The organism is Klebsiella sp. X13, assembly GCF_003323835.1.
In the GTDB taxonomy this organism is placed as follows: Bacteria; Pseudomonadota; Gammaproteobacteria; order Enterobacterales; family Enterobacteriaceae; genus Klebsiella; species Klebsiella ornithinolytica.
On record NZ_CP030874.1, the window covers coordinates 571,421 to 592,521 of the forward strand.

The following is a 21,101-nucleotide window of genomic DNA, read 5'->3' on the forward strand; positions in this document are numbered from 1 at the left end:
ATCAATGGATAAATTCCGTGTTCAGGGGCCGACACGCCTCCAGGGGGAAGTCACCATCTCCGGTGCGAAAAATGCCGCCCTGCCGATCCTCTTTGCCGCCCTGCTGGCAGATGAGCCGATTGAGATCCAGAACGTACCAAAACTGAAAGACATCGATACCACGATGAAACTGCTGAGCCAGCTTGGCGCCAAAGTGAAGCGCAATGGGTCAGTCTGGATCGATGCGGGTCCGGTCGACGTCTTCTGCGCGCCGTACGATCTGGTCAAAACGATGCGTGCTTCTATCTGGGCGCTGGGCCCGCTGGTGGCGCGCTTTGGTCAGGGACAGGTTTCACTGCCGGGCGGTTGTGCTATCGGTGCGCGTCCGGTCGATCTGCATATTATTGGCCTTGAGCAGCTGGGCGCAGAGATCAAACTGGAAGAAGGCTATGTGAAGGCGTCGGTTAACGGACGTCTTAAAGGCGCGCATATTGTGATGGATAAGGTCAGCGTCGGCGCGACCGTGACCATTATGAGTGCCGCGACGCTGGCGGAAGGCACCACCGTGATTGAAAACGCCGCTCGCGAGCCGGAAATCGTCGATACGGCGAACTTCCTCAACGCGCTGGGCGCGAAAATTAAAGGTCAGGGGACTGACCGCATCACCATCGAAGGCGTAGAACGTCTGGGTGGCGGCGTATATCGCGTTCTGCCTGACCGTATCGAAACCGGTACTTTCCTGGTCGCTGCGGCAATCTCCGGCGGTAAAATTGTTTGCCGCAACGCACAGCCTGATACCCTGGATGCCGTACTGGCCAAGCTGCGCGATGCGGGCGCCGATATCGAAATCGGCGAAGACTGGATTAGCCTGGATATGCACGGCAACCGCCCGAAAGCCGTCAATGTGCGTACCGCGCCACACCCGGGTTTCCCGACCGACATGCAGGCGCAGTTCACGCTGTTGAACCTGGTTGCGGAAGGGACCGGCGTGATTACCGAAACGATCTTTGAAAACCGTTTCATGCATATTCCGGAACTGATCCGTATGGGTGCACACGCGGAGATCGAAAGCAATACGGCGATATGCCACGGCGTGGCGCAGCTCTCCGGTGCGCAGGTGATGGCAACCGACCTGCGTGCGTCAGCAAGCCTGGTCCTGGCCGGCTGTATCGCGGAAGGCACCACGATTGTCGATCGCATCTACCACATCGATCGTGGATACGAGCGCATCGAAGATAAACTGCAGGCGCTGGGCGCGAATATCGAACGCGTGAAAGGCGAGTAACTCTGTCGTGATAACAGCCCCTTGACGTGTGTCAGGGGGCTGTTTTTTTATTCCGTTCTGTTGACTCAGCGAACCGCTTTCATTGGCTCTCTTTCTTCTGACGTATCATTTGCGTTCTGTCGATAAACTGATGCGTCACCGGGTCATGATAGCGTGAGGGCCAGATAATCCACGGTTTGGTATCCAGCGCATGAGCAATAATCAGCTCACCTTTTGGCCACGGCCGGGTCAATGCATTCGCCAGCGTTGAAGAACTCAAGCCGTTACGCCGCGACTCCGCTGCCAGCGACGTCCCTTTTTTGCGCAATCCAGCAATGATATCTGCCGGATGCCAGTCGATGAACTTTTCCATAAATTCTCCTGGTGGTGATGATCCCAATTGCCTGATATATGAGCAACGGAATGACTATACTCCCAGGTTTAATTAAGTTCTAACAAGTTCTTGTAAGGTGTCTTTATATTCGGAATATACCAGGAGGCAAGGCGATATATGGATTTTACTGGAACTTTGTGGGGCGTTCCCGCGACAGGCGCGGGAACGGGGCTGGGGAGATCAGTGGTCGCGTTGAACCGCAATATGGGCAAGACCGATAAGCGCTTCACGCCACGGGGAATCCGGTAAGACCTGAAGCACGGCAATGGCTTTGTCCGCTTCTTCTTCCGCGCGTTTACGGGTCCATTCCAGTGAGCCGCAGGCCGCCATCGTCTCGAGAACCGCGTCGAGAAGGTGACGCCCGTTGCCTTGTTCAATCGCTCCGCGAATCATCGCTGACTGCTCTGGAGTGCCATGACGCATGGCATGCAATAACGGTAAAGTCGGTTTGCCTTCGTTCAGGTCATCACCCACGTTTTTGCCGAGACGTTCGCCATCAGAGCTGTAGTCCAGTAAATCGTCGATCAGCTGGAATGCCGTGCCGAGATAACGACCATAGTCCTGAAGCGCTTGCTCCTGTTCGGCGGTACAACCGGCCAGGATGCCTGAGCACTGTGCTGCGGCTTCAAACAGACGGGCTGTTTTGCTGTAGATGACCCGCATATAGTTTTCTTCAGTGATATCCGGGTCGTTGACGTTCATCAGCTGCAGCACTTCGCCTTCGGCAATGACGTTAACGGCTTTAGACATCACTTCCAGCACTTTTAACGAGCCGAGGCTGGTCATCATCTGGAAAGAGCGGGTATAGATAAAATCACCAACCAGCACGCTGGCTGCGTTGCCAAAAGCGGCGTTTGCCGTCGCCTTGCCGCGGCGCATATCGGATTCATCAACGACATCATCATGCAGCAAGGTGGCGGTATGAATAAATTCGATCAGTGCGGCAATAGTGACGTGCGCGTCGCCCTGGTAACCCACTGCCCGGGCGGCAAGAACCGCAATCATCGGACGAATACGTTTACCGCCTCCGCTAACGATGTAATAGCCTAATTGATTGATAAGCTGAACATCTGAGTCAAGTTGCTCAAGGATTGTCGCATTGACACCCGCCATATCCTGCGCGGTTAACTCATTGATTTTTTCTAAATTCATCGCAAAAGCCGGGCCACATGTCCTGTTACCGCGAATCCAGGTGGGTTCACAGAAGGATTAAGATAGAATTAAACGAAGCTATGATTGTACTGAAAAATTGCCATAGATAAACGTTAGCGTGAAAGTTGTGTTTTTTTTTCTGCGTTGATCGCTAATCGCTCTTGTCAAAGGCTCGCGTTTTGCGTAATATTCGCGCCCTATTGTGAATATTTATAGCGCACTCTGAATCACACAAAGAGGTGCGCGGAAGCGGAGTTTTATATGTACGCGGTTTTCCAAAGTGGTGGTAAACAACACCGAGTAAGCGAAGGTCAGACCATTCGCCTGGAAAAGCTGGACATCGCAACTGGCGAAGCTGTTGAGTTCGCTGAAGTGCTGATGATCGCAAACGGTGAAGAAATCAAGATCGGCGTTCCTTTCGTTGAGGGCGGCGTAATCAAAGCTGAAGTTGTTGCTCACGGTCGTGGCGAGAAAGTTAAAATCGTTAAGTTTCGTCGTCGTAAACACTACCGTAAGCAGCAGGGCCATCGTCAGTGGTTCACTGATGTGAAAATTACTGGCATCAGCGCCTAAGACCTGAGGAGAGATTTAAATGGCACATAAAAAGGCTGGCGGCTCAACTCGTAACGGTCGCGACTCAGAAGCTAAACGCCTGGGCGTTAAGCGTTTCGGTGGCGAATCCGTTCTGGCGGGTAGCATCATCGTTCGTCAGCGTGGCACCAAATTCCACGCAGGTACCAACGTAGGTTGCGGTCGTGACCACACTCTGTTTGCTAAAGCAGACGGTAAAGTGAAATTTGAAGTTAAAGGCCCGAATAACCGTAAATACATCAGCATCGTTGCTGAGTAAGTTTTTCGTGGTCCGGTAACGGATTAAAGCCCCGCAACGTGTTGCGGGGCTTTTTACATTAGAATCCCGGATATTTTTCTGCAGGGAAAACGGGTATGAAGCAGCAGGCCGGCATTGGCATTCTTTTGGCCCTCACCACCGCGATGTGCTGGGGTGCGTTGCCAATTGCAATGAAGCAGGTTCTTGAAGTGATGGCGCCGCCGACGGTGGTGTTTTATCGCTTTTTGATGGCAAGTATCGGCCTTGGCACAATCCTCGCTATCAGAGGTAAACTGCCGCCGCTGCGCCTCTTTCGCAAACCGCGCTGGCTGGTACTACTGGCTATTGCGACGGGCGGCCTGTTTGGTAACTTCATTCTGTTCAGCTCTTCCCTGCAATATCTTAGCCCCACGGCTTCTCAGGTGATCGGACAGCTATCTCCGGTCGGCATGATGGTGGCCAGCGTATTCATCCTTAAGGAGAAAATGCGCGGTACCCAGGTTGTGGGGGCGCTGATGTTGATTTGCGGGCTGGTGATGTTCTTTAACACCAGCCTGATTGAGATTTTTACCCGCCTGACGGATTACACGTGGGGGGTAATTTTTGGCGTTGCAGCGGCTGCGGTTTGGGTCAGCTACGGCGTCGCGCAAAAGGTGTTATTACGCCGCCTGGCGTCACAGCAGATCCTCTTTTTGCTGTACACTTTATGTACGATAGCGTTGCTGCCGTTGGCGACGCTCTCACAAGTTCTGGCGTTAAGCAACTGGCAACTGGCGTGCCTGATTTTCTGCGGGTTAAATACCCTGGTAGGCTACGGTGCGCTGGCGGAAGCCATGGCGCGCTGGCAGGCAGCTCAGGTGAGCGCGTTGATTACCTTAACGCCATTGTTTACGCTGCTTTTTTCAGATTTATTATCACTGGCCTGGCCCGATGTTTTCGCCAGACCGATGTTAAACCTGTTAGGTTATCTCGGTGCGTTTGTCGTGGTTGCGGGCGCGATGTATTCCGCCATAGGCCACCGTCTTTGGGGTGGCTTACGTAAGCGTGAAGCGGTTGTACCGCTGCCCCGCTCAGGCGAATGATTTTCGGAGAGTAAAATGAAGTTTGTTGATGAAGCAACAATCCTGGTCGTAGCAGGTGATGGCGGCAATGGTTGCGTTAGCTTCCGCCGTGAAAAATATATCCCGAGAGGCGGCCCGGACGGCGGCGACGGTGGTGATGGTGGTGATGTCTGGCTGGAAGCGGACGAAAACCTGAACACCCTGATCGATTACCGTTTTGAAAAATCCTTCCGCGCTGAGCGTGGACAGAATGGCCAGAGTCGCGACTGTACCGGTAAACGTGGTAAAGACGTGTCGATCAAAGTGCCTGTAGGGACCCGTGTTATCGATCAAGGCACCGGCGAAGTCATGGGCGATATGACTAAGCATGGTCAGCGTCTGATGGTCGCTAAAGGCGGCTGGCACGGTCTGGGCAACACCCGTTTCAAATCGTCCGTCAACCGTACCCCGCGTCAGAAAACGATGGGGACGCCGGGTGACAAGCGCGATCTGCAGCTGGAGCTGATGCTGCTGGCAGACGTCGGGATGCTGGGTATGCCGAATGCCGGTAAATCTACCTTCATTCGCGCCGTTTCTGCGGCGAAGCCGAAAGTGGCTGATTATCCGTTTACCACGCTGGTGCCGAGCCTTGGCGTTGTGCGTATGGATAACGAGAAGAGCTTCGTTGTTGCGGATATTCCTGGGCTTATCGAAGGCGCAGCGGAAGGCGCAGGCCTCGGTATTCGCTTCCTGAAGCACCTTGAACGCTGTCGCGTGCTGCTGCACCTCATCGATATCGAACCGATCGACGGTTCCGATCCGGTTGAGAACGCGCGCATTATCATCGGTGAGCTGGAAAAATACAGCGAGAAGCTGGCTGAAAAACCACGCTGGTTGGTCTTCAATAAGATTGACCTGATGGATAAAGCGGAAGCTGAAGCGAAGGCGAAAGCCATTGCCGATGCGCTGGGCTGGGAAGAGAAGTTCTACCTGATCTCCGCGGCAAGTCAGCAGGGCGTGAAAGATCTGTGCTGGGACGTGATGACCTTTATCATCGAAAACCCAATCGTTCATGCACAGGAAGAGAAAGCGCCTGAAAAAGTCGAGTTTATGTGGGACGACTACCACCGTCAGCAGCTTGAAGAAGCCGAAGTTGAAGTCGAAGACGACGAAGACTGGGATGACGACTGGGACGAAGACGACGAAGAAGGCGTTGAGTTCATCTATAAGCGTTAAGCTGCTGGAGTGCCCCGGTACATTGCCGATCGGGGCGACGGCGGGACTGCTGCCCGGGATATGCCGGGAAGCGGTTCAGAGCGCACTAAAAAGGGCCGCATTTGATGCGGCCCTTTCGTATTAGTTGTTCTGGTACAAATCCTTATACAAGCGACTCTCGAAGCGTACCAGCGGGATCCGGCGGTTGCGCTGATCCGCAGGTGGTACCGCATAGCCTGATAAGTATTGTACGAAGGCGATTTTTTGCCCGCTGGCGGCAGTGATGAAACCTGCGAGGTTGTAAACGCCCTGCAGAGAACCGGTTTTGGCCGACACTTTTCCATCGACCCCAGCCTGATTCAGGCCTGCACGATACTGCAGCGAGCCATCGTGGCCAGCCAGCGGCAGCATGGAGATGAAGTTGAGTTCATTATCGTGCTGGGCGATATATTGCAGCACCTGCATCATGGTCGCCGGAGCAATCAGGTTATGCCGCGACAGACCGGAACCGTCGGCAATAATCGTATTTCCTAGATCAATGCCGGCCTGTTGACGCAGGATCTGGCGCACCGCATCCGAACCGGCACGCCAGGTCCCTGGAACGCCAAGACGAGCGTGACCAATGGTGCGAAAGACGGTGTCCGCAATCATGTTGTCTGATTTTTTTAACATGATTCGCAGGAGATCGTGCAGCGGAGCTGATTGCGTCGTAGCCAGCACGGTTCCCGGATCGTTCGCCAGAGTCTGGCGCAGCAGCGTCCCGCTATAGGTAATCCCTGCCTGGGTCAGTTCGGACTTCAGGATAACTCCCGCATAGCTTGCGCCGTCCTGAATGGCGAAAGCCAGCGGTAAGGGCTCACTACGCTGTGGCAGGCAACCCGTCAGGGTGTAGCGGTTCAGGTCGCCGGTCACCACGTCGAGTTCGCAATACTGGGCCTCCGCGGAGCCGCGGGCCAGCGTTCTTACCTGGCTAAACATCGTCACCGGGTAGTACGATGCGACGCGAATAAAGGCCAGATCGCCAGGTTTCTGCGCGCTATAAAGTGAGATAGAAAAACAGTTACGATCGACGATAGCAGCCGCCGGCGGGGCGCTAAAGCATTGCGTCATGTCGTTCCACGGCCAGCCTGGGGCCTTGTCATGACTGGCGAAGACCGAGGTATCAATCAACACGTTCCCCTCGATCCGCTGGACGCCCGCTTTTTTTAGCGTCGCCACCATATTGCGAATATCCTGACGTTTCAGCGTGGGATCGCCGCCAAAACGGGCAATCAGGTCGCCTTTTAGCACGCCGCCATCAAGGCTGCCTTTGGTTTCCAGCGTGGTGGTAAAACGAAAGTTCGGCCCGAGCTGCAGCAGAGCAGCCAGCGCAGTGATCACCTTCTGGGTACTGGCGGGGAGCGCCATCTGCTGACTGTGGAAATCTATCTCCGGCGTCGGGGAGCCAACCTTCTGCGCCATGAAGGCGAGGTTAGCACCCGCAGGCAGCTGGGTGATATATTCGTCAATGTTCGCCGCCTGAGCGCTAAACGCTATACCGGCGGTCAATCCGATGATAAATCTGGGAAATCGCATAATCTCGCGCTAACAACCTGAAACCAGGCCGTCATACTACGGTGCAACACCCTGTAAAGTAAACGATGACCCATAGTGAACTTCAGGGTAAAATACGTATCAAATTGAAAATTGCTGCTGACCTGGGGAATGTTTTCCGGGTTGGTTTTCTTTTTGCTCCTGTCCTGCTGAAGGCCTGACTGGTGGCGGAACGGCGGCGTCCGTTCTATGAAGGAATGATAAAGAGGTATAACAAATGCAAGCTATTCCGATGACCTTACGTGGTGCTGAAAAACTTCGCGAAGAACTGGATTTTCTGAAGTCCGTTCGTCGTCCTGAAATCATCGCTGCTATTGCCGATGCGCGCGAACATGGCGATCTGAAAGAGAACGCTGAGTACCACGCAGCCCGCGAGCAGCAAGGTTTCTGCGAAGGCCGTATTAAGGATATTGAAGCTAAGCTGTCCAATGCACAGGTTATCGATATCACCAAAATGCCGAACAACGGGCGGGTGATTTTTGGTGCAACGGTAAAGGTCCTGAACCTCGATACCGATGAAGAACAGACTTACCGCATCGTGGGTGATGATGAAGCTGATTTTAAGCAAAATCTGATCTCTGTGAATTCACCGATTGCCCGTGGTTTGATCGGTAAAGAACAGGACGATGTAGTGACAATCCGCACACCAGGCGGCGAAGTAGAATACGAAATTATCAAGGTCGAGTACCTTTAATCCGTATTTCCCGCTACCATGTTGATGGATTGTAAAGAAAGGAAAAAGGCCGCATAGCGGCCTTTTATCAACGTCCGGAGCATGGCATTTTGCTCGTCTACCCGTAGAAATCCCTCGTTTTACACAAAGTTGTGTCGAGATTCAGGATATTCTTAGCGTGGCAGCGAGATTTTACGCTCTTTAGTTGGGCGATACAGGACCAGCGTTTTACCGATGACCTGTACGTTACAGGCGCCGGTTTCGCGCACGATAGCTTCCACGATCAAGGTTTTAGTTTCGCGGTCTTCCGATGCGATTTTCACCTTGATGAGCTCATGGTGCTCTAACGCTTGTTCGATCTCGGCCAGTACCCCTTCGGTCAAACCATTGTTGCCAAGCATAACTACCGGCTTGAGCGGATGTGCCAGACCTTTCAGGTGCTGTTTTTGTTTAGTACTCAGATTCATCGTATTTTTTTGCTTACGTTGGGATTGAAAACGGTTCATTCTACCGCCATCTCCCATATATCGCCAAACTACCGTGTCGATTTTTACGTCGCAAAGTATGATGAACCCGAAACGGGAATGTTAAATGACAGGTAAAAAGCGTTCTGCCAGCTCAAGCCGCTGGCTTCAGGAACACTTTAGCGATAAATATGTTCAACAGGCACAGAAAAAGGGGTTACGTTCCCGTGCCTGGTTTAAACTTGATGAAATACAGCAAAGTGACAAGATTTTTAAACCGGGGATGACCATTGTTGACCTCGGCGCTGCACCCGGTGGCTGGTCGCAATATGCGGTTACGCAGATCGGAAACAGCGGCCGCATCATCGCTTGCGATCTTTTACCTATGGATCCAATCGTTGGTGTGGACTTCCTTCAGGGCGACTTTCGTGATGAATTAGTTCTGAAAGCGTTACTTGAACGCGTAGGTGACAGTAAAGTGCAGGTTGTCATGTCCGATATGGCACCAAACATGTGTGGAACACCGGCGGTGGATATTCCCCGGGCCATGTATTTGGTGGAGCTGGCGCTTGGAATGGCTCGTGATGTATTAGCGCCGGGTGGTAGTTTTGTAGTGAAGGTGTTCCAGGGCGAAGGTTTCGATGAGTATCTAAGAGAAATTCGCTCCCTGTTTACGAAGGTCAAAGTTCGTAAGCCGGACTCTTCTCGCGCACGTTCGCGTGAAGTGTACATTGTAGCGACCGGGCGTAAACCATAACCGGTAGATTTCAAACGAAAGTTTGAAAGACGCTGGATATAGAGTATCCTGACGCTGTTTTTAACACAGTTGTAATAAGAGGTTAATCCCTTGAGTGACATGGCGAAAAACCTAATACTCTGGCTGGTCATTGCCGTTGTGCTGATGTCAGTATTCCAGAGCTTTGGGCCCAGCGAGTCTAATGGCCGTAAGGTGGATTATTCAACCTTCCTGCAAGAGGTCAACCAGGACCAGGTTCGCGAAGCGCGTATCAACGGACGTGAGATCAACGTTACCAAGAAAGATAGTAACCGTTACACGACTTACATTCCGGTCAACGATCCGAAGCTGCTCGATAACCTGTTGACGAAAAACGTCAAAGTGGTTGGCGAACCGCCGGAAGAACCGAGCCTGCTGGCTTCCATCTTTATTTCCTGGTTCCCGATGCTGTTGCTGATCGGCGTCTGGATCTTCTTCATGCGGCAAATGCAGGGCGGCGGCGGAAAGGGCGCGATGTCCTTCGGCAAAAGCAAAGCCCGTATGCTGACGGAAGACCAGATCAAAACCACTTTTGCCGATGTCGCCGGTTGCGACGAAGCGAAAGAGGAAGTCGGTGAACTGGTTGAATACCTGCGTGAACCGAGCCGCTTCCAGAAACTGGGCGGTAAAATCCCGAAAGGCGTCCTGATGGTCGGCCCTCCGGGTACCGGTAAAACGCTGCTGGCGAAAGCTATCGCCGGTGAGGCGAAAGTACCATTCTTCACCATTTCTGGTTCTGACTTCGTTGAAATGTTCGTCGGTGTGGGCGCATCTCGTGTGCGTGACATGTTCGAACAGGCCAAGAAAGCGGCACCGTGCATTATCTTCATCGATGAAATCGACGCCGTCGGTCGCCAGCGTGGCGCTGGTCTTGGCGGTGGTCACGATGAACGTGAACAGACGCTTAACCAGATGCTGGTTGAGATGGATGGCTTCGAAGGTAACGAAGGCATTATCGTTATCGCGGCGACCAACCGTCCTGACGTACTTGACCCGGCGCTGCTGCGTCCAGGCCGTTTTGACCGTCAGGTTGTTGTAGGGCTGCCGGATGTCCGCGGTCGTGAACAGATTCTGAAAGTTCACATGCGTCGCGTACCGTTGTCGCCTGATATCGACGCGGCAATCATTGCGCGCGGTACCCCGGGCTTCTCGGGTGCTGACCTGGCGAACCTGGTCAACGAAGCCGCTCTGTTTGCTGCCCGTGGCAACAAACGCGTGGTATCGATGGTCGAGTTCGAAAAAGCGAAAGACAAAATCATGATGGGTGCGGAACGTCGCTCCATGGTGATGACGGAAGCGCAGAAAGAATCCACCGCATACCACGAAGCGGGCCATGCGATTATCGGCCGCCTGGTACCGGAACACGATCCGGTGCACAAAGTGACGATTATTCCGCGCGGTCGTGCGCTGGGTGTGACCTTCTTCCTGCCGGAAGGCGATGCTATCAGCGCCAGCCGTCAGAAGCTGGAAAGCCAGATTTCGACCCTGTACGGCGGTCGCCTGGCGGAAGAGATTATCTACGGTGTGGAACATGTTTCTACCGGTGCGTCGAACGACATTAAAGTCGCGACGAACCTGGCACGTAACATGGTGACGCAGTGGGGCTTCTCCGACAAACTCGGTCCGCTGCTGTATGCGGAAGAAGAGGGCGAAGTTTTCCTGGGTCGTAGCGTTGCGAAAGCGAAACATATGTCCGATGAGACTGCACGTATCATCGACCAGGAAGTGAAATCGCTGGTTGAACGCAACTACAACCGTGCTCGTCAGATTCTGAATGACAACATGGACATCCTGCATTCGATGAAAGATGCGCTCATGAAATATGAGACCATCGACGCACCGCAGATTGATGACCTGATGGCTCGCCGCGAAGTTCGCCCACCTGCGGGCTGGGAAGATCCGAACGGCACCAATAACTCTGGCAACAATGGCACCCCGAGTGCGCCGCGTCCGGTCGATGAACCGCGTACGCCAAACCCGGGTAACACCATGTCAGAGCAACTGGGCGACAAATAAGTTAGCCGCTATTGATGTTGTTATGTCTATCGAAACCCCGGGGCGCCTGCCGCTCCGGGGTTTTTCTTTTTATTAACCTTCCGGATTCATGGATTTCGCGATGAAACTCGTAGCCCAGGGCTCAACCCTCGATCTCTCCCATCCTCACGTAATGGGTATCCTTAACGTGACGCCAGATTCATTCTCCGATGGCGGCACACATAACTCGCTCGTGGAGGCGGTTAAGCATGCCAATCTGATGATAAATGCGGGAGCGACTATCATTGATATCGGCGGCGAATCGACCCGTCCGGGAGCGTTGGATGTGAGCGTCGAAGAGGAGCTGGCGCGCGTGATCCCGGTGGTAGAAGCCGTTGCTCAGCGTTTTGAAGTCTGGATCTCGGTAGACACGTCGAAGCCAGAAGTGATCCGTGAGTCCGCTCGGGCAGGCGCGCATATTATTAACGATATCCGTTCGCTGACCGAGCCTGGGGCGCTGGAAGCCGCGGCACAAACCGGGCTACCGGTGTGTCTGATGCATATGCAGGGGCAGCCAAAAACGATGCAGGAAGCACCGAAGTACGATGATGTCTTTGCCGATGTCACCCGCTTCTTCACCGAGCATATCGTGCGCTGTGAACAGGCGGGTATCGCAAAAGAGAAATTGTTGCTCGACCCGGGATTCGGTTTCGGTAAAAATCTTGCCCATAATTATGAGCTACTTGCCCGACTCGGCGAGTTCCATCAGTTCGGTCTCCCGCTGCTGGTTGGCATGTCGCGCAAGTCGATGGTCGGCCAACTGCTTAACGTCGGGCCGACGGAACGCCTCAGCGGCAGCCTGGCGTGTGCAGTGATTGCAGCGATGCAGGGCGCGCAGATTATTCGCGTCCATGACGTCAAAGAAACGGTAGAAGCGCTACGCGTGGTGGAAGCCACCCTGAGCACAAAGGAAAATAAACGTTATGAGTAACCGCAAATATTTTGGCACCGATGGTATCCGTGGCCGCGTGGGTGATGCGCCAATTACCCCGGAATTCGTGCTCAAGCTAGGCTGGGCTGCGGGCAAGGTGCTGGCGCGCCACGGTTCACGCAAAATCATTATTGGTAAAGATACCCGTATCTCTGGCTATATGCTGGAATCGGCGCTGGAGGCAGGGCTGGCTGCGGCGGGGCTCTCCGCTTCTTTCACCGGTCCAATGCCTACTCCGGCGGTGGCTTACCTGACGCGAGCCTTCCGTGCTGAAGCCGGAATTGTCATTTCAGCTTCGCATAACCCGTTCTATGACAACGGGATCAAATTCTTCTCTATTGAAGGCACAAAGCTGCCGGATAACGTAGAAGAGGCGATTGAAGCGGAAATGGAAAAAGAGCTCACCTGCGTTGATTCGGCCGAATTGGGCAAAGCCAGCCGTATCGTGGATGCCGCCGGCCGTTATATTGAATTCTGCAAAGGTACCTTCCCGAACGAACTGAGCCTGAATGCGCTCAAAGTGGTTGTCGACTGCGCCCATGGCGCGACCTATCACATTGCGCCGAATGTATTCCGCGAGTTGGGTGCTCAGGTGATCGCGATGGGTTGTGAGCCGAACGGGCTCAATATCAACGAAGAGGTCGGAGCAACCGACGTACGCGCCCTGCAGGCTCGCGTACTGGCCGAAAAAGCCGATCTGGGTATCGCCTATGATGGCGATGGCGACCGCGTCATCATGGTCGACCATGAAGGTAACAAGGTCGATGGCGATCAGATTCTGTATATCATCGCCCGGGAAGGTCTGCGGCAGGGCCAGCTGCGCGGCGGCGCGGTGGGAACGTTAATGAGCAATATGGGGCTGGAGCTGGCGCTCAAACAGCTGGGCATTCCGTTTGTCCGGGCTAAAGTGGGTGACCGCTATGTCCTCGAGAAGCTGCAGGAGAAAGGCTGGCGTATCGGCGCGGAAAACTCCGGCCACGTTATCCTGCTGGATAAAACCACCACCGGTGACGGTATCGTCGCGAGTCTGCAGGTTGTGGCGGCGATGGTGCGTAACCACATGAGTCTGCATGACCTGTGTAGCGGCATGAAAATGTTCCCGCAAATCCTGGTCAACGTCCGTTTCACCGAAGGCAGTGGCAACCCGCTGGAACATGAAAACGTGAAAGCGGTGATGGCGGAAGTGGAAGCGGCATTGGGCAACCGTGGTCGTGTGCTGCTGCGCAAATCGGGTACCGAGCCGCTCATTCGCGTCATGGTCGAAGGCGAGCACGAAGAGCAGGTGCATGAGTTCGCGCATCGTATCGCCGATGCGGTGAAAAACGCCTGATTAAGCCGGTGATTTATTTTCTCGTCTGCGCAGTGGTGCCGTCGGCGCCAGACAACGTGAAATAATTATGCGGACTGACAGGGTGCTAAGTGTTTAAAAAGGCGGCGCTTGCCGCCTTTTTCTTCGCCAAAAAATCGTTTTTTGCTGTTTTTTTCCGCAGTTGATACAATGCACCGAAATTGCCCTTGCGAAGGTCATTCGCTTTGGTTAGTATTCACACCCGCTTCAGTGGGAAACATTAAAACCTCCCGCTTTATTGGTTGAAGCAATTGGTATGCGGCGAATCCGCAAGGAACAGGTTGATTATGCAAGAAGCTCTTTTAGTTGTTTTCCTTATTGTAGCGATTGGCCTCGTTGGTCTGATTATGCTGCAGCAAGGTAAAGGCGCTGATATGGGAGCCTCCTTCGGAGCAGGCGCTTCCGGCACGTTGTTTGGATCCAGCGGTTCTGGTAACTTTATGACCCGCATGACTGGTATTCTGGCAGCGTTGTTCTTCATCATCAGTCTGGTGCTGGGCAATATCAACAGCAACAAGACCAATAAAGGAAGTGAGTGGGATAATCTGAGCGCGCCGAAAACCGAGCAGACTCAGCCAACAGCGCCGGCACAGCCGAGCAGCGATATCCCGCACTAATAGTTATATCCGTGCCGAGGTGGTGGAATTGGTAGACACGCTACCTTGAGGTGGTAGTGCCCGATTGGGCTTACGGGTTCAAGTCCCGTCCTCGGTACCAATATTCCGAAAAAAAGACGCTGAAAAGCGTCTTTTTTTTTTGCCTTCGACAGGCGCTTATTTATTTATAAATAACTCTTCACTGGTCTTGAACCCACCGCAATCGCTAAAGTCGCGCTCATCTATTCAGAAGAGGTGAAGTGACGCCATGAAAAAAATCAGGTCGTTTATCATTGCCGGCGCCCTGTGTTTGTCCGGATGCAGTACTACGCCGTCGGCGGATACCGTGGACACTATTAACACTTTAACGGTGCCGGTATTGCATAGTGACGCGCAGCTTTCAGGGCAGAGTGCTCAGGCGGTGGTCAGTTGTTTCCAGGATAATAGCGCAATTATCGGCAGCCTGAGCCGGTCGTTAAAAGATAACTACCTGCAGGATGCTTCTAAAAAAGACATCTTTGATAAAGACAGCGAGGCGTTCCACGTCTACAGCGCTCTGACGAAACTGGAACAGATGTCAGCGATGAACGAGGTTTATCGTAAAGAGAACAACATTGCCGGACTGCAGGTGATTAACCGCCTGCTGAAAGCCGTTCCTGTGGCGGCATAGGCGAATGAGGGATTGCCGTCGGCAATCCCTTTTTGCATCAGAAACGGAAGTTGAAACCTGCATAAGCGCCATCAGCCAACGTGTTGTCATGATGAGCGTCTTTCCCCGCCATATCGATATAGCGATATCCGGCTTCAATATTCAGCGATTTAATCACGTTAATCCGCACGCCGGCATTGGCTTCCACGTAGTCATCGACGCCGCTGGACATGGAGTCCGGAGAATAATAGGTTTCACCGAAAAGCGTAAAGTATTGGCCCAGCGGAAGCTGTGCACCGCCGCCCAGTGCGACGGCGTAGCCTTCATCGCTGTCTTGCGGATTCAGATAGAGCGCTTTGCCACCCAGAGTCAGGAGAAACGGACCGAGGTTAAAGTTATAGCCCATGCCTAACCCGGCGACGTCGCCGTCATTATCGCTGTGCGCCCAGTTGCCGTTAAAGGTCATACCCGGTTCTTCGGCACCGAAGCTGGCGGAAAGGTTAGTGAATTCTTCCCCCGCCTCTCCGTGTAAGTTTACCGATGCGCAGGCGGCGCTGCTGGCGCCGAGAGCGGCAACTAACAGAACTGATTTCGGAGTGATCATGCTCATTGTTGAATTCCTTCAGGTAAAAAAATGCCCGATACGGGCGTTCGGGCAAAAATTTAACGGGTTTTTGGGTTTAATCGTTATTTACTGAAGCGCGATACCTTTGTCACGATTGCGCCAGGGGTATCGACACTTACGCTTTGCTGATTATTGGCAGCGTCGCTGGCGCGCTAAAAGATCGCGCGACCAGCCCAGTCTGGTATGACATCCGGATAGTGCGCCATCTGCTGACGGACCATCCATCAGGCGTTTTCAGGGACAGCTGAAGCACCTGATTTCTCCACCCATCCTCGCGCCTGAAGGGACATAAATGCCTGCAGCAGCCGGATGAGGGTTAATCCTCACATCAGACAACTCTTCCCAACGCATCGCCCACCTGGTCGATGAGGTACGGTCGAAGAAGATCGTCATAGTGCCAGCTGCAGAAACTGGTGTTGTCGTATCGTGCACCGGGACAGAAGGATATTAACCTTCGCACGGTACAGGGATTGACTGTGAATGGTATAAGGAGAACCATCTTCATTCCTGAGCTTGTTGTTCAGTTTTCAACACACAATCAGTGTGATAAATACATGAGCCCAGAATAAAATTATTTATCGCTTGTCGTTATCATTTGTTTGTTTAAATTTAAATTCTTCAGTCGACCCGGCGCCGACAACAATAGATAAGCGATAAATAGCCGATGGATGATTAGAATTTTTCAGGAAGCGAGCTTACGCTTTGTAAATAACCACCGCGGGCGAACTCAATATATCCTCCTTTTTTTAACGCCGACAGCACATTGAGAATACTGCTGCGTGAAAGATGGGTGCGGTCCTGAATATATTCGAGGATGGAGACCCGTAGTCGCGTCTCTTCCGGCAACAGCAGCATCTCCAGCAGATGATTGCGAATCACCGAGTAGGTACGTTGCTGCAGCACCAGATCGTCCCGGTACACCAGATAGGAAGTATGGTATGCCAGCAGACGGGTCACCTCTTCCCACAGATTATGCTCACGGAACAGTTTGATGGCTTGCTCGCTGTCGATGCGCAGAACTTCGGAGGCGACCTCAGCACGCAGAGCGTGGCTATGGCTCGGCTGCAGTATCTCGGCGACGCCAAACAGATGAGGTTCATAGACGGTCACGATCAATAATTTATCAGATGAACGAATGACGGACAGCTCACCTTTTTTTAAAAGATAGAGCTGCGCTTTACCTTTATAGTTCGGCGTCAGCCTTTTTCTGGCAACGACATTCATAGGTGTAGCATACGGTTCGAGCGTTTCCAGCAGACGGTTGATCGCCTGGTTTGGCCTGACCGGGGGATTAATATTCATCGCGATCCTCGTGGGGTCAAGGATAAATGTATTCGGGTGATTATAGACAATAATTATAAAAAATTGCGACAGGTAAAAATTACCAGACTAAGACTTTTCTGATGCCGTGTGTTGATCAGATAAAAAAAGCCGACGGATTAACGTCGGCTGAGAGCATAGTTGAAAACAGATTATTTGTCTCTGTTTTCCAGGTTTTCTACCTGCGGCAGGCCGGTGGCCGAAGAGGCGCTCAGCAGGCCCGATTGCGCGTAACCAAACAGCTTGTCACGGGTATCGGTAATATCCAGATTACGCATCGTCAGTTGACCAATACGGTCTTCCGCCGAGAACATGGAGTCGCCTTTTTCCATCGTCAGACGTTCGGCTTTGTAGGTCAGATTATCGGAGACGGTATTCAGGATGGAGTAGTCGTTTCCGCGACGCAGCTCCAGCGTCACCTCGCCGGTAATGGCGCTGGCCACCCAACGCTGCAGCGCATCGCGCAGCATCAGGGCCTGGGAATCGAACCAACGGCCCTGATACAGCAGGCGGCCCAGCTGACGACCATGGGCATGGTACTGCTCGATGGTATCTTCGTTATGGATACCGGTCAGCAGGCGCTCATAAGCAATATGCAGCAGTGCCATCCCCGGGGCTTCATAAATACCGCGGCTCTTCGCTTCGATGATGCGGTTCTCGATCTGATCGCTCATGCCCAGACCGTGACGACCGCCGATGCGGTTCGCTTCCAGCATCAGCTCAACGTCATCGCTGAAGGTTTTACCGTTCAACGCCACCGGATGACCCTGTTCAAAACGGACAGTCACTTCCTCGGCCGGGATTTTGACGCTTTCGTCCCAGAACTTGACGCCCATGATCGGGTTAACGATTTTCACGCTGGAGTTGAGGAATTCCAGATCTTTCGCTTCGTGCGTTGCGCCCAGCATATTGGAGTCGGTGGAGTAGGCTTTTTCAACGGACATTTTGTAGTCAAAGCCGCAGGAAATCATGAACTCAGACATTTCCTGGCGACCGCCCAGCTCATCGATAAAGTCGCTATCCAGCCACGGTTTGTAAATTTTCAGCTCGGCATTGGTCAGCAGACCATAGCGATAGAAACGCTCGATATCGTTGCCTTTGTAAGTGCTGCCGTCACCCCAGATATTGACGCCATCTTCTTTCATCGCGGCAACCAGCATTGTGCCGGTTACCGCGCGGCCCAGCGGGGTGGTGTTAAAGTAGGTCAGACCGCCAGTGGTATTGTGGAAAGCACCGCACTGAATCGCGGCGATCCCTTCGGCGACCAGCTGCTTACGGCAGTCGATCAGACGAGCGCCTTCTGCACCGTACTCTTTGGCGCGACGAGGGATTGCATCGTAATCTTCTTCGTCAGGCTGGCCCAGGTTTGCGGTATAGGCATAAGGAACTGCACCTTTTTTGCGCATCCACAGCAGTGCGGCGCTGGTATCCAGACCACCAGAGAAAGCGATACCAATACGTTGACCAACCGGGAGATGCTTAAGAATCGTCGTCATAAAATAAAACCCTGCTAGATAGACTGTTGTGAGTTCGGTTTATCAAGTCGTAGAACCTGTCCCATTTGACTATTCTGCCTGCCGTTTTTTCTCCGGACAAAGTGCATAATCTTCACGAGCATTGACGCTGCGCTGGTGACTGCGCGCTTCCGTACCCAAAGAGGCGGTAGCAATGGCGTCAAATGGAACAAGTTCTTATTGCATGTTTATGCATTAATTATGAGTTTTCATTTAATCATCTTTTGCGGATGACAGGAAGTGCTTCATTGCTTTTTTGCTAAAAAAGAGCGAGATGGCAGCACAAACGCGAACAGGGAGAGATGAAATACATGTTGACAAAATATAGAGTTTATCAATAAACTTTACCACGATTTTATGTCCCGTCCTCGGTACCAAATCCCAGCAGTATTTGCGTCTTTTGCTCAATAAGAGTAAAATATGCCACGTTTCAGGCGCGGGGTGGAGCAGCCTGGTAGCTCGTCGGGCTCATAACCCGAAGGTCGTCGGTTCAAATCCGGCCCCCGCAACCACTTTCCCATTGAGTACTTTTTCAAATATACTGTGAGGACCTGGTCCTTCGTATCCGAATTTGAAAGAATTCTCCTGGAAGGTGTTCCAGATCGCAGTTGCGATCGCAGGGTTCAGTTATCTAAAACCCCGATTTATCGGGGTTTTTTGTTATCTGACTTCAGAATAACTGGGCTATACGCCCTTTTTTTATGTCTTGGGGGTGGGTTTGTCCACATTAGAGCAAAAATTAACAGAGATGCTCACGGCGCCGGTTGAAGCGCTTGGCTTTGAGCTGGTCGGCATCGAATTCATTCGCGGTCGCACATCCACACTGCGCATCTATATTGATAGTGATGATGGCATCAATGTTGATGATTGTGCTGATGTGAGCCACCAGGTCAGCGCTGTCATGGATGTCGAAGATCCAATCACCGTAGCTTACAACCTGGAAGTGTCTTCACCTGGTCTCGATCGCCCGATGTTTACCGCCGAACACTATGAGCGTTTTTCCGGTGAGGAAGTCGCGCTGGTATTGCGTATGGCGGTACAGAACCGTCGCAAATGGCAGGGCATTATCAAAGCGGTAGACGGTGAAATGATCACGGTAACCGTCGAAGGCAAAGATGAAGTGTTCGCGCTGAGTAACATCCAGAAGGCGAACCTGGTTCCCCACTTTTAACAGTCTGGATTGAGGTGAAAGGCCCCGATGAACAAAGAAATTTTGGCTGTTGTTGAAGCCGTTTCCAACGAAAAGGCGCTGCCGCGCGAAAAGATTTTCGAAGCGCTGGAAAGTGCTCTGGCAACGGCAACCAAGAAAAAATACGAACAAGAGATCGATGTGCGTGTAAGCATCGATCGTCGTAGCGGCGATTTTGATACCTTCCGTCGCTGGCTGGTCGTTGAAGAAGTGACTCAGCCGACGCGCGAAATTACGCTTGAAGCGGCGCGCTACGAAGACGAGAGCATGAATCCTGGTGACTACGTTGAGGACCAGATTGAATCCGTCACCTTCGACCGTATCACTACGCAGACCGCGAAACAGGTTATCGTACAGAAAGTCCGTGAAGCTGAACGCGCCATGGTTGTCGATCAGTTCCGCGAGCACGAAGGTGAAATCATCACCGGCGTAGTGAAGAAAGTAAACCGCGACAACATCACTCTGGATCTGGGCAGCAATGCTGAAGCCGTGATCCTGCGTGAAGATATGCTGCCGCGTGAGAACTTCCGTCCAGGTGACCGTATTCGCGGTGTCCTGTATGCGGTTCGTCCGGAAGCGCGCGGCGCTCAGCTGTTCGTAACCCGTTCTAAGCCGGAAATGCTGGTTGAACTGTTCCGTATTGAAGTACCGGAAATCGGCGAAGAAGTTCTCGAAATCAAAGCCGCCGCTCGCGATCCGGGCTCCCGTGCCAAGATTGCGGTGAAAACCAACGATAAGCGTATCGACCCGGTTGGCGCTTGTGTAGGTATGCGTGGCGCACGCGTTCAGGCGGTTTCAACCGAACTGGGCGGCGAGCGTATCGATATCGTCCTGTGGGATGATAACCCGGCGCAATTCGTGATTAACGCGATGGCACCGGCTGACGTCGCATCTATCGTGGTGGATGAAGATAAACACACCATGGATATTGCGGTTGAAGCGGGCAATCTGGCGCAGGCGATTGGCCGTAACGGTCAAAACGTGCGTCTGGCCTCACAGCTGAGCGGCTGGGAACTCAACGTGATGACCGTTGACGACCTGCAGGCGAAGCATCAGGCCGAAGCCCACGCGGCTATCGATACCTTCACGAAATATCTTGATATTGATGAAGATTTCGCCACGCTGCTGGTTGAAGAAGGTTTCGCGACGCTGGAAGAACTGGCCTATGTGCCGGTGAAAGAACTGCTGGAAATCGACGGTCTGGATGAAGCCACCGTTGAAGCACTTCGCGAGCGTGCGAAAAACGCGCTGACCACGTTGGCGCTGGCTCAGGAAGAAAGCCTGGGAGATACTAAACCTGCCGATGATTTATTAAATCTGGAAGGTTTAGAACGTTTGATGGCTTTCAAACTGGCTGCCCGTGGTGTTTGTACGCTGGAAGATCTCGCCGAGCAGGGCATTGATGATCTGGCTGATATCGAAGGGTTGACCGACGAAAAAGCCGGAGAGCTCATCATGGCCGCCCGTAATATTTGTTGGTTCGGCGACGAAGCGTAATAAACTGTAGCAGGAAGGAA

General features: G+C 52.9%; 21 protein-coding genes and 2 tRNA genes. 16 read left to right on the plus strand and 7 right to left on the minus strand.

From position 1 onward, the window contains the following. Positions 1-4 precede the first annotated feature (4 nt). On the plus strand, positions 5-1,264 hold the full coding sequence (gene murA / locus DSD31_RS02830; protein WP_113990820.1) for a UDP-N-acetylglucosamine 1-carboxyvinyltransferase: 1,260 nt from the start codon (positions 5-7) through the stop codon (positions 1,262-1,264). Positions 1,265-1,343: 79 nt separating this feature from the next. On the opposite strand, the gene sfsB is transcribed toward murA, so the two are convergent. Together sfsB and ispB are read right to left on the minus strand one after the other, a co-directional pair. Then, on the minus strand, positions 1,344-1,616 hold the full coding sequence (gene sfsB / locus DSD31_RS02835; protein WP_004868119.1) for a DNA-binding transcriptional regulator SfsB: 273 nt from the start codon (positions 1,614-1,616) through the stop codon (positions 1,344-1,346). A gap of 201 nt (positions 1,617-1,817) precedes the next feature. Further along, positions 1,818-2,789 carry an octaprenyl diphosphate synthase gene (ispB, locus tag DSD31_RS02840; protein ID WP_004868118.1) on the minus strand — a complete coding sequence of 324 codons (972 nt, stop codon included), beginning with the start codon at positions 2,787-2,789 and terminating at the stop codon, positions 1,818-1,820. A 261-nt stretch (positions 2,790-3,050) separates the two neighbouring features. Between ispB and rplU the strand changes: the two genes are divergently transcribed. The 4 genes from rplU (at position 3,051) to cgtA (ending at position 5,894) form a co-directional block, all read left to right on the plus strand. Further along, positions 3,051-3,362, plus strand: a complete 312-nt coding sequence (gene rplU, locus DSD31_RS02845; protein WP_004106123.1) for a 50S ribosomal protein L21 — start codon at positions 3,051-3,053, stop codon at positions 3,360-3,362. A gap of 19 nt (positions 3,363-3,381) precedes the next feature. Then, positions 3,382-3,639: a 50S ribosomal protein L27 gene (rpmA, locus tag DSD31_RS02850; RefSeq protein ID WP_003861831.1), complete on the plus strand. Its 258-nt coding sequence runs from the start codon at positions 3,382-3,384 to the stop codon at positions 3,637-3,639. A 95-nt stretch (positions 3,640-3,734) separates the two neighbouring features. Continuing rightward, complete coding sequence (locus tag DSD31_RS02855) at positions 3,735-4,700, plus strand: DMT family transporter (RefSeq protein WP_015585658.1); 966 nt, start codon at positions 3,735-3,737, stop codon at positions 4,698-4,700. Positions 4,701-4,715: 15 nt separating this feature from the next. Continuing rightward, positions 4,716-5,894: an Obg family GTPase CgtA gene (cgtA, locus tag DSD31_RS02860; protein ID WP_004868113.1), complete on the plus strand. Its 1,179-nt coding sequence runs from the start codon at positions 4,716-4,718 to the stop codon at positions 5,892-5,894. Between the two features lie 120 nt (positions 5,895-6,014). Here cgtA and dacB read toward each other — a convergent pair whose 3' ends face one another. Next, on the minus strand, positions 6,015-7,448 hold the full coding sequence (gene dacB / locus DSD31_RS02865) for a serine-type D-Ala-D-Ala carboxypeptidase (protein ID WP_004868111.1): 1,434 nt from the start codon (positions 7,446-7,448) through the stop codon (positions 6,015-6,017). A gap of 235 nt (positions 7,449-7,683) precedes the next feature. Between dacB and greA the strand changes: the two genes are divergently transcribed. Continuing rightward, positions 7,684-8,160 carry a transcription elongation factor GreA gene (gene greA / locus DSD31_RS02870; protein ID WP_004868107.1) on the plus strand — a complete coding sequence of 159 codons (477 nt, stop codon included), beginning with the start codon at positions 7,684-7,686 and terminating at the stop codon, positions 8,158-8,160. Between the two features lie 152 nt (positions 8,161-8,312). Here greA and yhbY read toward each other — a convergent pair whose 3' ends face one another. Continuing rightward, the gene (yhbY, locus tag DSD31_RS02875; protein ID WP_004139797.1) at positions 8,313-8,606 is read right to left on the minus strand and encodes a ribosome assembly RNA-binding protein YhbY; all 294 of its coding nucleotides are present in this window, start codon (positions 8,604-8,606) and stop codon (positions 8,313-8,315) included. A 124-nt stretch (positions 8,607-8,730) separates the two neighbouring features. Here yhbY and rlmE point away from each other — a divergent pair, with 124 nt between their 5' ends. The 7 genes from rlmE to DSD31_RS02915 all read left to right on the plus strand — a co-directional run bounded on the left by rlmE (position 8,731) and on the right by DSD31_RS02915 (position 14,957). Further along, complete coding sequence (rlmE, locus tag DSD31_RS02885) at positions 8,731-9,360, plus strand: 23S rRNA (uridine(2552)-2'-O)-methyltransferase RlmE (RefSeq protein ID WP_004106110.1); 630 nt, start codon at positions 8,731-8,733, stop codon at positions 9,358-9,360. Between the two features lie 99 nt (positions 9,361-9,459). Next, positions 9,460-11,394: an ATP-dependent zinc metalloprotease FtsH gene (gene ftsH / locus DSD31_RS02890; protein WP_015585660.1), complete on the plus strand. Its 1,935-nt coding sequence runs from the start codon at positions 9,460-9,462 to the stop codon at positions 11,392-11,394. Between the two features lie 100 nt (positions 11,395-11,494). Next, complete coding sequence (folP, locus tag DSD31_RS02895; RefSeq protein WP_071359794.1) at positions 11,495-12,343, plus strand: dihydropteroate synthase; 849 nt, start codon at positions 11,495-11,497, stop codon at positions 12,341-12,343. Next, positions 12,336-13,673: a phosphoglucosamine mutase gene (glmM, locus tag DSD31_RS02900; RefSeq protein ID WP_015585662.1), complete on the plus strand. Its 1,338-nt coding sequence runs from the start codon at positions 12,336-12,338 to the stop codon at positions 13,671-13,673. The genes folP and glmM overlap by 8 nt, the downstream gene beginning before the upstream one ends. 305 nt (positions 13,674-13,978) lie before the next feature. Further along, positions 13,979-14,308 (plus strand): preprotein translocase subunit SecG, encoded by a 330-nt coding sequence (gene secG / locus DSD31_RS02905; protein ID WP_004868090.1) that lies wholly within the window; start codon positions 13,979-13,981, stop codon positions 14,306-14,308. Between the two features lie 13 nt (positions 14,309-14,321). Continuing rightward, positions 14,322-14,408 (plus strand) — tRNA-Leu (locus tag DSD31_RS02910). A gap of 147 nt (positions 14,409-14,555) precedes the next feature. Beyond that, positions 14,556-14,957, plus strand: a complete 402-nt coding sequence (locus DSD31_RS02915; protein WP_004868088.1) for a hypothetical protein — start codon at positions 14,556-14,558, stop codon at positions 14,955-14,957. 37 nt (positions 14,958-14,994) lie between these two features. On the opposite strand, the gene DSD31_RS02920 is transcribed toward DSD31_RS02915, so the two are convergent. The 3 genes from DSD31_RS02920 to argG form a co-directional block, all read right to left on the minus strand. Further along, positions 14,995-15,546 (minus strand): YfaZ family outer membrane protein, encoded by a 552-nt coding sequence (locus DSD31_RS02920; protein ID WP_004868084.1) that lies wholly within the window; start codon positions 15,544-15,546, stop codon positions 14,995-14,997. Between the two features lie 687 nt (positions 15,547-16,233). Continuing rightward, entirely contained in the window at positions 16,234-16,863 is a 630-nt protein-coding gene (locus DSD31_RS02925) for a helix-turn-helix domain-containing protein (RefSeq protein ID WP_004868081.1), read from the minus strand. A gap of 170 nt (positions 16,864-17,033) precedes the next feature. Beyond that, positions 17,034-18,377 (minus strand): argininosuccinate synthase, encoded by a 1,344-nt coding sequence (gene argG, locus DSD31_RS02930; protein WP_004868077.1) that lies wholly within the window; start codon positions 18,375-18,377, stop codon positions 17,034-17,036. A 453-nt stretch (positions 18,378-18,830) separates the two neighbouring features. Between argG and DSD31_RS02935 the strand changes: the two genes are divergently transcribed. The 3 genes from DSD31_RS02935 (at position 18,831) to nusA (ending at position 21,081) form a co-directional block, all read left to right on the plus strand. Continuing rightward, positions 18,831-18,907 (plus strand) — tRNA-Met (locus DSD31_RS02935). 206 nt (positions 18,908-19,113) lie between these two features. Next, on the plus strand, positions 19,114-19,566 hold the full coding sequence (rimP, locus tag DSD31_RS02940) for a ribosome maturation factor RimP (RefSeq protein ID WP_004868075.1): 453 nt from the start codon (positions 19,114-19,116) through the stop codon (positions 19,564-19,566). Positions 19,567-19,593: 27 nt separating this feature from the next. Beyond that, positions 19,594-21,081: a transcription termination factor NusA gene (gene nusA / locus DSD31_RS02945; RefSeq protein WP_004868073.1), complete on the plus strand. Its 1,488-nt coding sequence runs from the start codon at positions 19,594-19,596 to the stop codon at positions 21,079-21,081. Positions 21,082-21,101 lie beyond the last annotated feature (20 nt).

What these genes read in the sequence shown, in the direction of transcription:
- rlmE (WP_004106110.1), top strand. Translation starts at nt 8,731, where the DNA reads ATGACAGGTAAAAAGCGTTCTGCCAGCTCAAGCCGCTGGCTTCAGGAA.
- cgtA (WP_004868113.1), top strand. Translation starts at nt 4,716, where the DNA reads ATGAAGTTTGTTGATGAAGCAACAATCCTGGTCGTAGCAGGTGATGGC.
- murA (WP_113990820.1), top strand. Translation starts at nt 5, where the DNA reads ATGGATAAATTCCGTGTTCAGGGGCCGACACGCCTCCAGGGGGAAGTC.
- rplU (WP_004106123.1), top strand. Translation starts at nt 3,051, where the DNA reads ATGTACGCGGTTTTCCAAAGTGGTGGTAAACAACACCGAGTAAGCGAA.
- dacB (WP_004868111.1), bottom strand. Translation starts at nt 7,448, where the DNA reads ATGCGATTTCCCAGATTTATCATCGGATTGACCGCCGGTATAGCGTTT.
- ispB (WP_004868118.1), bottom strand. Translation starts at nt 2,789, where the DNA reads ATGAATTTAGAAAAAATCAATGAGTTAACCGCGCAGGATATGGCGGGT.
- yhbY (WP_004139797.1), bottom strand. Translation starts at nt 8,606, where the DNA reads ATGAATCTGAGTACTAAACAAAAACAGCACCTGAAAGGTCTGGCACAT.
- argG (WP_004868077.1), bottom strand. Translation starts at nt 18,377, where the DNA reads ATGACGACGATTCTTAAGCATCTCCCGGTTGGTCAACGTATTGGTATC.
- nusA (WP_004868073.1), top strand. Translation starts at nt 19,594, where the DNA reads ATGAACAAAGAAATTTTGGCTGTTGTTGAAGCCGTTTCCAACGAAAAG.
- DSD31_RS02925 (WP_004868081.1), bottom strand. Translation starts at nt 16,863, where the DNA reads ATGAATATTAATCCCCCGGTCAGGCCAAACCAGGCGATCAACCGTCTG.
- rpmA (WP_003861831.1), top strand. Translation starts at nt 3,382, where the DNA reads ATGGCACATAAAAAGGCTGGCGGCTCAACTCGTAACGGTCGCGACTCA.
- folP (WP_071359794.1), top strand. Translation starts at nt 11,495, where the DNA reads ATGAAACTCGTAGCCCAGGGCTCAACCCTCGATCTCTCCCATCCTCAC.
- ftsH (WP_015585660.1), top strand. Translation starts at nt 9,460, where the DNA reads ATGGCGAAAAACCTAATACTCTGGCTGGTCATTGCCGTTGTGCTGATG.
- DSD31_RS02855 (WP_015585658.1), top strand. Translation starts at nt 3,735, where the DNA reads ATGAAGCAGCAGGCCGGCATTGGCATTCTTTTGGCCCTCACCACCGCG.
- DSD31_RS02915 (WP_004868088.1), top strand. Translation starts at nt 14,556, where the DNA reads ATGAAAAAAATCAGGTCGTTTATCATTGCCGGCGCCCTGTGTTTGTCC.
- sfsB (WP_004868119.1), bottom strand. Translation starts at nt 1,616, where the DNA reads ATGGAAAAGTTCATCGACTGGCATCCGGCAGATATCATTGCTGGATTG.
- greA (WP_004868107.1), top strand. Translation starts at nt 7,684, where the DNA reads ATGCAAGCTATTCCGATGACCTTACGTGGTGCTGAAAAACTTCGCGAA.
- DSD31_RS02920 (WP_004868084.1), bottom strand. Translation starts at nt 15,546, where the DNA reads ATGAGCATGATCACTCCGAAATCAGTTCTGTTAGTTGCCGCTCTCGGC.
- secG (WP_004868090.1), top strand. Translation starts at nt 13,979, where the DNA reads ATGCAAGAAGCTCTTTTAGTTGTTTTCCTTATTGTAGCGATTGGCCTC.
- glmM (WP_015585662.1), top strand. Translation starts at nt 12,336, where the DNA reads ATGAGTAACCGCAAATATTTTGGCACCGATGGTATCCGTGGCCGCGTG.